Source organism: Shewanella sp. HL-SH5 (assembly GCF_051163755.1).
GTDB lineage: Bacteria > Pseudomonadota > Gammaproteobacteria > Enterobacterales > Shewanellaceae > Shewanella > Shewanella glacialimarina.
Map to the genome: position 1 here is coordinate 3,444,030 of NZ_CP195038.1, position 12,291 is coordinate 3,456,320.

General features: G+C 41.0%; 13 protein-coding genes. 9 read left to right on the forward strand and 4 right to left on the reverse strand.

The annotated features are described in order from the left end of the window. Window positions 1-33 precede the first annotated feature (33 nt). The 3 genes from panB (at window position 34) to ACRWQM_RS15005 (ending at window position 2,570) form a co-directional block, all read left to right on the forward strand. On the forward strand, window positions 34-828 hold the full coding sequence (gene panB / locus ACRWQM_RS14995) for a 3-methyl-2-oxobutanoate hydroxymethyltransferase (RefSeq protein ID WP_434930504.1): 795 nt from the start codon (window positions 34-36) through the stop codon (window positions 826-828). A 23-nt stretch (window positions 829-851) separates the two neighbouring features. Then, on the forward strand, window positions 852-1,697 hold the full coding sequence (panC, locus tag ACRWQM_RS15000) for a pantoate--beta-alanine ligase (RefSeq protein WP_434930505.1): 846 nt from the start codon (window positions 852-854) through the stop codon (window positions 1,695-1,697). A gap of 348 nt (window positions 1,698-2,045) precedes the next feature. Beyond that, a complete protein-coding gene (locus tag ACRWQM_RS15005) occupies window positions 2,046-2,570 on the forward strand; it encodes a DUF4124 domain-containing protein (protein ID WP_434930506.1) in 525 nt (174 codons plus the stop codon). Window positions 2,571-2,811: 241 nt separating this feature from the next. Here ACRWQM_RS15005 and ACRWQM_RS15010 read toward each other — a convergent pair whose 3' ends face one another. Further along, complete coding sequence (locus tag ACRWQM_RS15010; protein WP_226411167.1) at window positions 2,812-3,009, reverse strand: YheV family putative zinc ribbon protein; 198 nt, start codon at window positions 3,007-3,009, stop codon at window positions 2,812-2,814. 140 nt (window positions 3,010-3,149) lie between these two features. Between ACRWQM_RS15010 and ACRWQM_RS15015 the strand changes: the two genes are divergently transcribed. Continuing rightward, window positions 3,150-5,069 (forward strand): ABC transporter ATP-binding protein, encoded by a 1,920-nt coding sequence (locus ACRWQM_RS15015; RefSeq protein ID WP_434930507.1) that lies wholly within the window; start codon window positions 3,150-3,152, stop codon window positions 5,067-5,069. Between the two features lie 98 nt (window positions 5,070-5,167). Further along, complete coding sequence (locus ACRWQM_RS15020; protein ID WP_434930508.1) at window positions 5,168-5,686, forward strand: TIGR02444 family protein; 519 nt, start codon at window positions 5,168-5,170, stop codon at window positions 5,684-5,686. Between the two features lie 60 nt (window positions 5,687-5,746). On the opposite strand, the gene ACRWQM_RS15025 is transcribed toward ACRWQM_RS15020, so the two are convergent. Then, window positions 5,747-7,333, reverse strand: coding sequence for a GMC family oxidoreductase N-terminal domain-containing protein (locus tag ACRWQM_RS15025; RefSeq protein ID WP_434930509.1), 1,587 nt, complete (start codon window positions 7,331-7,333; stop codon window positions 5,747-5,749). Between the two features lie 34 nt (window positions 7,334-7,367). Then, window positions 7,368-7,874 carry a TAT leader-containing periplasmic protein gene (locus tag ACRWQM_RS15030; protein WP_434928273.1) on the reverse strand — a complete coding sequence of 169 codons (507 nt, stop codon included), beginning with the start codon at window positions 7,872-7,874 and terminating at the stop codon, window positions 7,368-7,370. Between the two features lie 113 nt (window positions 7,875-7,987). On the opposite strand from ACRWQM_RS15030, the gene ACRWQM_RS15035 reads away from it, so the two are divergent. The 3 genes from ACRWQM_RS15035 to ACRWQM_RS15045 all read left to right on the forward strand — a co-directional run bounded on the left by ACRWQM_RS15035 (window position 7,988) and on the right by ACRWQM_RS15045 (window position 10,231). Further along, a complete protein-coding gene (locus tag ACRWQM_RS15035; RefSeq protein WP_434932042.1) occupies window positions 7,988-8,986 on the forward strand; it encodes a hydrolase in 999 nt (332 codons plus the stop codon). Beyond that, window positions 8,983-9,225: a YheU family protein gene (locus ACRWQM_RS15040; RefSeq protein WP_434928272.1), complete on the forward strand. Its 243-nt coding sequence runs from the start codon at window positions 8,983-8,985 to the stop codon at window positions 9,223-9,225. The genes ACRWQM_RS15035 and ACRWQM_RS15040 overlap by 4 nt, the downstream gene beginning before the upstream one ends. A 124-nt stretch (window positions 9,226-9,349) precedes the next feature. Next, a complete protein-coding gene (locus ACRWQM_RS15045; RefSeq protein ID WP_434930510.1) occupies window positions 9,350-10,231 on the forward strand; it encodes a phosphoribulokinase in 882 nt (293 codons plus the stop codon). Between the two features lie 291 nt (window positions 10,232-10,522). Here ACRWQM_RS15045 and ACRWQM_RS15050 read toward each other — a convergent pair whose 3' ends face one another. Then, window positions 10,523-11,212 carry a sel1 repeat family protein gene (locus tag ACRWQM_RS15050; protein WP_434928937.1) on the reverse strand — a complete coding sequence of 230 codons (690 nt, stop codon included), beginning with the start codon at window positions 11,210-11,212 and terminating at the stop codon, window positions 10,523-10,525. 441 nt (window positions 11,213-11,653) lie between these two features. On the opposite strand from ACRWQM_RS15050, the gene crp reads away from it, so the two are divergent. Continuing rightward, a complete protein-coding gene (gene crp, locus ACRWQM_RS15055; RefSeq protein ID WP_226411181.1) occupies window positions 11,654-12,289 on the forward strand; it encodes a cAMP-activated global transcriptional regulator CRP in 636 nt (211 codons plus the stop codon). Window positions 12,290-12,291 lie beyond the last annotated feature (2 nt).

A 12,291-nucleotide genomic window follows, 5' to 3' on the forward strand; every position in this document is an offset into this window, starting at 1 on the left:
GCGTATAAATTTGAATTGTATTAAGAGTCCACTATGTCAAAAGTCACTAGTTCTACCCTATTGAAGTTCAAAAAAGAAGGTAAAAAATTCACTGCACTAACCGCATATGATGCCAGTTTTGCAGGTGCCTTTGACAGCGAAGGGATTGATGTTTTATTAGTGGGTGACTCTATGGGAATGGTGTTACAGGGTCATGATGACACCTTACCTGTTACCGTTGCTGATATTGCCTATCACACAGCCTGCGTACGTCGCGGCATAAACCGTGCTTTACTGATCGCTGACATGCCTTTTATGAGCTATTCAACCGCAGAACAAACCATGCAAAATGCTGCCATATTAATGCAGGCCGGCGCTAACATGGTCAAAGTTGAAGGCGGTCACTGGTTACTTGATAGTGTTAAAATGCTCACTGAACGCGGCATTCCTGTTTGTGCTCATTTAGGATTAACACCTCAATCGGTTCATGTATTTGGTGGTTTCAAAGTACAAGGACGCGATGCAGATAATGCCCAACGTATTTTAGATGAAGCCAAAGCTTTACAGGCAGCTGGTGCTCAATTATTAGTCCTTGAATGTATTCCGGCAACTTTAGCTAAAACAATCACTGAGGCACTTTCAATTCCAGTTATTGGTATTGGCGCTGGAGCAGATACTGACGGTCAAATCTTAGTAATGCATGATGTTTTAGGCATATCGAGTGGTTACATTCCTCGCTTTTCCAAAAACTATCTTAAACAAACGGGTGAAATCCGCAGCGCAATTCGCGCTTATATTGACGAAGTGGCTGACGGTTCATTCCCAGCTGAAGAACACATCTTTAACTAATTATTTCGCAGGTTTAATTCATCATGATCACCACTGCCGCCATCTCTGACATTCGCGATCAAGTTAATGCTTGGCGCATTAAAGGCGAAACAGTTGCATTTGTCCCAACCATGGGTAATTTACACCAGGGTCATATTACCCTTGTTAATCGAGCACTGAAACAAGCTGACCATGTTGTTGTGTCTATTTTTGTTAACCCACTTCAATTTGGTAAAAATGAAGACTTAGGCGCTTATCCACGCACCTTAGCGGCAGATAAACAAGCCTTAGTTGACGCTGGTGCTGCGTTATTATTTACTCCAACACCAGAGACTATTTATCCTAAAGGCTTAGATAAACAAACTTTTATAGAAGTACCAGAAATCGGTGATGAGCTTTGCGGCGCAAGTCGTCCAGGCCATTTCCGTGGCGTTGCCACTGTCGTGAATAAGTTATTTAACATAGTTCAGCCAGACATGGCCTTTTTTGGTAATAAAGACTTTCAACAATTGTTAGTCATTAAAACCATGGTCGCTGACCTGTCACTACCCATTAATATTATTGGTGTGGAAACAATTCGTGAGCCATCAGGTTTAGCGATGAGCTCACGTAATGGTTATTTAACCGCTGAAGAAAAAATTAATGCCGCTGCACTTAAACAAGCATTAGATCAAATGGCACTAAGTATTCAGCAAGGTGAAAGTATTATCGAGGCCAGCCAACACGCCACTGCATCACTTATTGAAGCGGGCTTTACGCCAGATTATCTTGAAGTCCGCAACAGCAACAATTTGCAACCCGTTACCGCTGAAGATAACAGTTTAGTCATTGTCGCGGCAGCATATTTAGGCAAAGCGCGTCTTATCGATAACTTAACATTTGATCGATAACGACGATTACTCGTGTTCTTGATACTGAATAAAAATTAGCACTTCTGACTCAAACCGAACACCCGCTAGCAAGCTCATATTAAGCCCTAGAAAAACACTATCACACCTTTCTTGGCCATTTTTCGCTAAGTAAAGGAGTGATTTTGAGCGGCATAAATAGTAAAAAACACTTCTGTAGTAGATATTACATGCGTCAAAAAAAAATCAATTGTCAATAAACTGGTTTTATCGTTACACTTGCGATGTTTATTTAACATAAATTTATCTAACATATTTATGTGATAAAGCTGCGATGGTTCTATACTAACTAACGGTATATGATGGATTTACAGAAGGATATGTGGCCGCATGGCAAGAACTATATATTTATTGGTGCTTTTACTCAGTCCTTTTATGGTGCAGGGGAACACTAATGCCATCTATAAATGTATGAAAGATGACAAAGTCGTATTCAGCCATAGCGTTTGTCCGGAAGCATTCCGCCAACATAAAATTGAATACGAAAACGGTATCACTACTGAAATCGACTCAGATAAACGTGAAATCAAAATTGATCCCCTCAAAGCACTCCTGAACAAGCAAACCATTTCAAAAGAAAAATTACTCCAATTACTTGAGGGAGAGATCTATCGTCTTAAGCAGGAAAATAGCTACTTTGAAATTCTGCGAGCAAGTGAAGTGCAAAAATTAGATCGTAAACGTTTTTGGCAAACTAAAGCCAAAGATGACCCTAGCTATGGGTTAGAATTACAAGAGATTAACCAACGCTTCGATGAACTCATACTCAGTAATAACAATGTGATTAAAGTATTAAATCAGCATAAATCAAAAATTGAAGCTGAAGCGTCACCAGATGAGTTAATGAGTCAGTAAGATCTGTATTGTCATCTGCCTGTTAAACATAAATCAAATCTATAGATTTTCGTTCCATCCGTTAGTTCATTAATAATGACCTTGCGGTATTTAGGCAAAACTCTTTATGTTTGTCGCAAGGCGTTTATTGCTAATAAGCCTAACATAAACGATGCGTTAATCTCCCCTAATGTATGACTGGCATTAGGGGGCAAAAACGTATTAGCCCCATCCTCACAATATAATAAAACACTCTTTATCCTTACTCAGGCTTAAATACTCCGATCATATTACCGGTTGATTTTTTAGGCACTTCGATATCAGTTTGCTGCTCACGATAGTCACAATCGGTGCACTCAATCGTTTCAATGTTATTTTCTTTAAATAATAAAATACTGTCTTTCGCGCCACATTTAGGGCATTTAGCACCCGCTACAAAACGTTTTTTTATTTTTGTCATCAGACACTCTCAATTCGGGTTAATTAGATCACAGTGGCTATTTTGCCATGGAAGCGTCGTATTCGTCCTGTCATTGTGGGAAATAAATCGCGAATACGGTATTATCCACCCACTTTATTTTACAGCTTCAAGTTGCGTTCATGATCAGTATTAGCCAAGCACAATTAATTCGAGGCAGTAAAACCTTACTCGACGAAACCTCTGTGACGATTTACCCTGGTCACAAAGTAGGTTTAGTCGGCGCAAATGGTACCGGAAAAACGTCATTATTGGCATTGATTTTAGGTCATTTACACCTAGATAAAGGCGAGTTCTCACTACCCGCAAATTGGCAAATATCCTCTGTAGCCCAAGAAACCCCGGCGCTTGATGTATCTGCATTAGAATATGTTTTAGATGGCGATACTGAGTTCCGCCAGCTTGAAGCTCAACTCATCACCGCGCAAGATGAAAATGATGGCAATGCTATCGCCCTTATTCACGGTAAAATTGATGCCATTGGAGGCTACGCTATCCGCGCACGAGCGGGTGCACTATTAGCCGGTTTAGGTTTTGGCGATGCGGAACAAACCAACCCAGTTAAAAGCTTCTCAGGTGGCTGGCGGATGCGTTTAAACCTTGCGCAAGCGCTATTATGCCGCTCAGACTTATTATTACTCGATGAACCTACCAACCACTTAGATTTAGATACCATGTATTGGTTAGAAGGTTGGATTAAGTCTTATCAAGGCACCTTGATTTTGATTTCCCATGACCGCGACTTTATTGATGCCATCGTGGATGAAATTATTCATGTTGAACATCACAAACTAAATTTCTATAAAGGCGGCTACAGCGCATTTGAGCATGTACGAGCTGAACGTTTATCACAGCAGCAAGTAGCCTTTGAACGTCAACAAAAAGAACGTGCACATATGCAGTCTTTTGTTGACCGTTTTCGCTATAAAGCCAGTAAAGCCAAGCAAGCTCAAAGCCGCCTCAAAGCGTTAGAGCGCATGGCTGAGCTTCTGCCATCCCAAGCTGACAATCCATTTCAAATGGCGTTCCGTGAACCCGAAGCCCTGCCGAATCCATTGATAAAAATGGAACAGGTTGCTGTGGGTTATGGTGATAAAACGATTTTAAGTAAGGTACAACTCAACTTGGTGCCTGGTGCTCGAATTGGTTTGTTGGGCCGTAATGGTGCCGGTAAATCAACCCTAATTAAGTTACTTTCTGGTCAGCTTCAAGCGTTATCAGGCAAGTATGAACCCAATCCAGGCCTTAACATTGGCTACTTTGCTCAACACCAAATTGAATTTTTACAATTAGATGATACACCGCTGCAACATCTTTCTCGCTTAGCTGCGCCGAGTGTTCGCGAACAAGAATTACGTAACTTTTTAGGTGGATTTGGGTTTAATGGTGATATGGCTTTATCACCTGTAAGACCTTTTTCCGGTGGTGAAAAGGCCCGCTTAGTACTGGCATTACTAGTATGGCAGCGTCCTAACCTGCTGCTATTAGATGAACCCACCAACCACCTTGATTTAGAGATGCGCCATGCCTTAACCATGGCACTGCAAACCTTTGAAGGGGCAATGGTTATCGTATCGCATGACCGTCACTTATTACGCCTCAGCTGCAGTGATTACTACCTTGTTGACCAGGGTGTGGTGAAGCCTTTCGATGGTGATCTAGATGATTATCATCAATGGTTATTAGATGCAGCAAAAGCAGCCCAAGCTAATCAAAAGTCAGAAAACACCAATACTGATACACCACAGATTGACAAAAAACAGCTAAAAAGAATTGAAGCAGAATTACGTCAAAAGGTATCACCGTTAAGAAAACAGCAAACAAAACTAGAAACTGAACAGCAAAAATTTACTGACCGTTTAGCAGAGCTTGAAGTAACATTAGCCGATGGAAGCCTGTATGAAGCTGAAAACAAAGCCAAAATGACGCAGGTGCTCAATGAGCGCACTAAATTGACTCAGGCGATGGATGAAAGTGAAATGGCTTGGTTAGAAATACAAGAGCAAATTGAAGCAATAGAGCTGTCATTCAAAGCTGATTAATGGGTTAAAGAATCTTAACAGCTTATGCGCATTGTGTACCATTTCACAGTATTCAATGCGCGATGCTAATTGTTAACAGAATATTCAGAGATTGATATATGGCTGACGGGCAACCTTCGATGACAATATTTCCTAATGACATCTGGCAACAATGCGAGCAAAAGTACCTGTGTGACCCACAGGCTTATATTGCGCTACAAGACAATTACCAGGTGAATGTCAATCTCCTACTACTAGCACAGCAGCTAGATCAGCAATCTTATCCGCTTGGTATTAATGATTGGCAACAATTATCCCGTTTAATAGAGCCGTGGGAAGCTGGCGTATTAAAACCTTACCGCCAGTTGCGGCGGTTGGCTAAAGCGCATTTGACCACAGATGAATATCAAAAAATGTTACAGGTTGAATTGATGTTAGAGCACAAATCCCAAAAAATGTTGCTACAACGTATCAATCTCATTCATGCTGATTCAATAGCATCTAACAAAACGGGTAAAGATGCTCAGATCAATTCCACTATCAATACCACTATCAATGGCACACTTATTTCAGCTAACCAAAACAGCTACCACTATTTAAGCCTATTTGGTCTAACACTGTCACATCTTCCGAGTTAGCAGTAAAACATTAGTAGTAAAACAAACAGCTTGTGTCGGTTTATATACTAGCCATAACCGTTAACTGGCTTTCAACTTTTCAGCCAACATAGTAGCATTTCTGGCCACTATGCCATAAATAGATAACTGCGGATTAGCCCCTAAACTGGTTTGGAACATTGAGCCATCAAACACAGACAAATTAGTAAAATAATGCGATTGCCCAAAACTATCCACCATCGCTTTTGTGGTGTCCTCTCCCATTGGGCAGCCGCCCATCACGTGCGCAGAGGCAACAATAGTTTTGAGCAAACGTAAGTCCATTGAACCAATCACTTCCTGCGCTTGCTTCCAGGAGGTTAAGAAGTCTAATCCATCATTCATCGGCAATACTTTTTTTGCCCCTGCGGCAAATTGGAGCTCCGCCATGGATAAAAAAGCCTTTCTAGCAGCGGCCCAAAAATCATTTGATAACGGGTAATCTAATGCAAAACCATTATCGGTCAAACGCACCTGCCCTCCCATACACTGCTCATTGAATCCATCGCGAATCAAAGCAATCATCACCTGCATTTTGTTGAAGTTAGCCATCAATTGCGCATGACTTTGACCAAAACCAATGGTTTTAGAGGCGATCAACACAGGGTGAATAGGCGCAACTTCTAGCTTATAACCTAAGTCTCCCGCAGCACCATCTCGCCAAACAAACTGATCTGAATAGATAGACTGGGGTGCACCGCTATGGCCATTAATTTGCTCATCAAACAATCCGCCAGAAAGTAATGAAGGGTGAAGGAAGGTTTTGCCCAATAACTTATGTGGGTCAGGCACATTAGAGCGCATTAAAATGGTCGGGGTATGGATTGCGCCAGCACTTAAAATATAGTGCTTAGCACTGAAGGTTAACTCAACACCGCTGGGCTTTAAGCCTTCGTTTAATGCCGTTGCCGTTAACCCATTAACTTTATCGCCACTGTGCTCAAGTTTAGTCACTTTAGCGCGTGAAATTAAGGTCGCACCTTTATTTAATGCCGCAGGAATGGTGGTCACTAGCATAGATTGCTTGGCGTTAACCGGGCAGCCCATGCCGCAATACCCCGTATTCCAACACCCAGTTACATTTCGTTTAATAACCGTATGTTCCCAGCCAAGTTTCTCGCAGCCTTCGCGCAGCACCCCATTATTACGATTAGGTTCATGCTGCCACTCGGTAATATTCAGCCGTTGTTCCATTTTTTCAAACCACGGTAACATCTCTTCTGCTGAGGTGTTGATAACTGAACGCTCCGATGCCCAAAAATCGAGTGTTTGTTTCGGTGTGCGAATTGAAGTTGTCCAGTTAATAGTTGTTGAGCCACCTACTGCTCGGCCTTGAAATATGCCGATGCCTTTATCCGCTGTTTTCATCGCAGCGGCTTGTTGATATAAGTTAGGATATGCGTGGCGCTCTTCCATATCAAAGTCTTTAGAAGATTTAAGCGGACCACCTTCAATCATTATAACCGTTAAGCCTGCCTCAGTGAGTACTTCAGCGGCAGTTCCACCACCAGCGCCGGTTCCGACAATAATAACATCGGCTTCAAAATGACGATTTTGCTGCAAAGTGCTGGCATCAATGTGCTGCCAACCTGAATCTAAACCTGTGGTAATAGGATCAATAATAGCCAATTCAAGTATCTCCTTTGGAAAAAAGCTAGGTTAATTAGGCATTAAGCAAAAAAGTGGGCTTTGCATAACCTAGTTTTCCCCAATGAGCTGGGGTAGCATAGTAACTGGCTAAAATTAATTCGCGTAATCCAAGATAGGCTGTCTGTACCATGTCTAAGTAATGGAAGCGCCATGCTTCAAGCATATTGGTTAAGTCGACTGGCGAACGCATCATTAATGGCGTCATGCTGCCAGTCAATATTAACAGGCCTAAACGGCTTTCAAGCAACGCTAACAGCTCTCTTAACTCAGCTTGCTGCTCTGTCGGCAGCACCTCAATAGAAGCCTGAATAGCATCAATAGTCGTATCAATAGCCAATTTTCTTTGGCTGGCGACTTCCGGTAAAGCACCATCTAACAGCACAGGAATAAGCACACTGAATAACACCCGATACTGAGTATCACCACCAATAGCAATAGGGTCTGATGGGTATAAATTAATGCCTAAAGCGAGTACAGCAGTACCAGCAAAAGCACCGGTAAGAAAGGTACGACGTTTCATTTTCTTCCCCCTATTATTTTTGTTGTGATAATTTTATCTGTGTTACAGTGACACTAATCATATTTAAACACACGTTTAAACTTTCACAAACACTCGTTGAATGACTCATGTCGATAAAAAACCCTTTTACTCCACCCTGGTGGGCCGCTAACCCACATATACAGACTATTTTGCCCTTCATGTTCAAAGTGGCCAAACCAGACACCTTTCGCCAAAGACAAGAGCTTCCTGATGGCGATTTTATTGATTTAGACTGGTTAGGTCAGCCACAAAATGGTGACCCTATTCTCGTGATTGCCCATGGGTTAGAAGGTAGCACAGAGTCACACTATGTTCGTAGAATACTAGTAGAAGCAAATAAAGCTAAATTATGCTCAGTAGTCCACCATCATCGCGGCTGTTCTGGCGAACCGAATCGCTTGGCAAGAAGTTATCACAGTGGTGACTTTGATGACCTAGCTTTCACTCTGAAACAACTTAAAACCTATTATCCTGATTCGGCTTTATATGCCGTAGGTTATAGCTTGGGCGGCAATGTGTTAGCCAAATACCAAGGCAGTAAGCGAAATCAAAGTTTACTCGATCGGGCGGTTATCGTTTCAGCACCGCTAACCCTCAGTGCTTGCGCTAAAAAATTAGAGAGTGGCTTTTCAAAAGTTTATCAATCACATTTGATTAAGCGTTTACAGGAAAAAATGCTCGAGAAACTCGATAATCATAACTTAGTCGCACAAATGCCTTTGAATAAGGCTGAACTACAGCAGCTGAGTACATTTTATCAATTTGATGACAAAGTTACCGCACCTTTGCATGGTTTTGCCGGTGTTGATGATTATTATTCCCGTTCAAGTGCGCTGAACTTACTAAAACACATTAGTAACCCCACACTTATCATTCACGCTAAAGATGATCCCTTTATGACTGAAGCGGTTATTCCCACACAAGATGAGCTGTCAGCAGCGATACACTACGAGCTGCATTTATCCGGTGGTCATGTCGGCTTTATCGATGGCGGTTGGCCTTGGAAGCCTAAGTTTTATCTTGAAAACCGCATCATTGATTTTTTGCTTGCAGATCCACAAGTATCCAGTAGCAAAGGTAATACTGCATGATTATTCCCTACAGCGCATTACACGGTTTAGAAGGTGATACTCTAAACAATTTAATCAAAGAGTACTTGTTCACTCAGGTAGAAGATGGCAGTTTTAGTGAACTCGATAGCCAACAACTTTTAAATATGATTAAGCAATGTAAGCAGGCTTTAAAGCAAGGTGAGTTGGTGGTTGAATACAGTGAAGAGGATGAGTCGGTAGCCATTCGTCATATCAAAAATATTATTCTCTCAAAATAATAAAGCCTGTGAGCATTGACCAGAAGGTCTTAACTACCGTATAAATGTTAGTCCAACGATTACAAAGCCTAAGCATTTCGCTTTGTTACCCCATGTTCAACGTGATAATTTCTAGGCAGGAACAATGTCAGCTAAACATCCTATTATTGCTGTGACGGGCTCATCTGGTGCCGGCACAACAACGACTACAACGGCTTTTACCCATATTTTTCGTCAATTGGGAATTAATGCCGCCTTTGTAGAGGGTGACAGCTTTCATAATTTTACCCGTGCTGAGATGGAAGTGTTAATCCGTAAATCTCAAGCTGAAAATCGTAACATCAGTTATTTTGGCCCAGAAGCCAATAACTTCATCAAACTCGAAGAGTGCTTCGAAAGTTATGGCACTAAAGGTATGGGTAAAACCCGCAGCTATTTACATACATTTGATGAAGCAGTGCCCTTTAACCAAATGCCCGGTACATTTACTCAGTGGCGAGACTTACCCCCTAAAACTGATATGTTGTATTACGAAGGTTTACATGGCGGAGTGGTCACTGATGATGCCGATGTGGCTAAACATGTCGACTTACTGATCGGCATGGTACCTATTGTTAACCTAGAGTGGATTCAAAAAATTATTCGCGATACCAATGACCGTGGCCATAGTCGTGAAAAAGTCATGGGGTCAATCGTGCGCAGTATGGATGATTACATCAACCACATGACGCCACAGTTTTCTCGTACTCATATTAACTTCCAACGCGTGCCTACGGTTGATACCTCTAATCCATTCAGCGCAAAAGATATTCCAAGTTTAGATGAAAGCTTTGTGGTTATTCGCTTTCGCGGTATGAATAATGTCGACTTCCCCTATTACTTGAACATGATACAGGGCGCATTTATGTCTAGGGTCAACACTTTGGTGGTACCTGGTGGCAAAATGTCTCTAGCGATGGAGCTAATTTTAACACCGTTAATTCGTGATTTGATGGATAAACGCTTAGAGTTACAAAAGTTAGATTAATTTAACATATCATTCCTGCAAATAATTCAAAACATACTGAATTAATAGACACTTAAGTTTGCATTAAGCTAGATAGATTAGGCTACAACTATCGGGACTTCAGGCGAAAGAACGATAGTTGATATGCTCAGATGTTAATTCCCCCCATCTCGATCTGTTAGCATCTTGAGTATGTCAGCGCTCAAAGCCTGTTTATGATTCAAAATTTTATAATGTGACACTCAACTTAATTATATCCCCTCTTATTCATATCTTTTCCAGCATTAGCATCTACAAACTTATGGATATACATTAATCCATAAGTGGGATAATTTCTCTGTAGGCTTGATTATTTTGATAGCTTTTTAAACGCTGTAAAAACTCATCACTTTTAGCTATTTCAGGGTACAACTTTAATGCATCAATGGCTTTTTTCTGCACACTAATGGCCTGAGTAAAATCACCTAATTCAGCATAACCTGCCGCTAAGTTATCCAAAATTGTCGGGTCGCCTTGATTAGTTTCAAGCAGCTTAAGTGACAAACTCACCGCTTTTGAGCCATCACGATATTCAGGCTCAGGACATGTTGCCAAAATCCAGGCGATATTGCCTAAAGAGACATCATCACCGGCGGCACCAAACTGAGTTAGCGCTTTACCACAATTGCGCTCTACGCCATCACCACCAGCAGAATAAATAAAACCTAACCGAAAATGCGCCCACTTATCACCTTGCTGGCTCATGTCTAAGTACCATTTTTCAGCTTTAAGTAAATTACGGGGAATTAATTTACCTTCAAACGCTAAATCAGCAATAGTCTGTTGCGCCTTAATATGCTGTTGATTTGCCGCTAGCTCAACCCACATAAAACCTTCTGTAATATTTTTATCAACAAATCGTCCAGATAAATACATCAGTCCTAGTAAAAATTGGGCATCTGCATCACCTTGAGCGGCTTTTAATTGAATATGCACCACTCTTGATTGCTCGTTCGACTGCATAGTTTGCGGCTGTGAAAATGCCTGTACCTTAGACAATAATAAACAGCAAAAAATAATACAGCCCACACTAATCTGGAATAACTTCTTCACATCCACCTCATAAACCACAGCAATAACATCATAAACATAAACCAACTTAAGTTGGCATTACAATAAACCATAATAGAATATTCACCACAACTAACGATACTCTTACTCATGAATAAACGTTAATCATACTAAATAGTTTAGCGGCGCTAAAAAACAATTGTGACTTAGGTTAGAATCTGGCAGTTTTATTGACTTAACTCCCAAATTTGATCAAATAAACCTACATTGTAAAAAGTTAATATAAAATGCCGAGTCGTTAAACTAGATCTCCATCAAAGTTTTATCTATTTAAATAGCGTAAAGTACTTAATTAGAGATTACTTATTTTTCAATCAATCGAGGAACATCAATATGGCTCTGATTGGTAAGCCAAAACCGGATCCAACTTTGGAATGGTTTCTGTCACATTGTCACATTCATAAATATCCAGCTAAAAGCACGCTAATTCATGCTGGCGAAGATTCTGATACTTTATACTATATCGTTAAAGGTGCGGTTGCCGTATTGATTAAAGATGAAGAAGGCAAAGAAATGATCCTTTCTTATCTTAACCAAGGTGACTTTATCGGCGAGCTAGGTCTGTTTGAAGAACAAGCCGAACGTACCGCATGGGTCCGTGCTAAACAAGCATGTGAAATTGCCGAAATCTCTTACAAGAAATTCAAGCAATTGATTCAAGTAAACCCTGAAATTCTGATGAAACTATCAGCACAAATGGCGTTGCGCTTACAAAGTACTAGCCAAAAAGTAGGTGATCTAGCCTTCTTGGATGTGGCTGGTCGTATTGCGCAAACATTATTACATCTTGCCAAACTGCCAGATGCAATGACTCACCCTGATGGCATGCAAATTAAGATTACTCGTCAAGAGATTGGTCAAATTGTAGGTTGTTCACGTGAAACCGTTGGGCGTATTTTGAAAATGCTTGAAGAGCAAAATCTAATTCAAGCACACGGTAAAACGATAGTGGTTTACGGTACGCGTTAAGA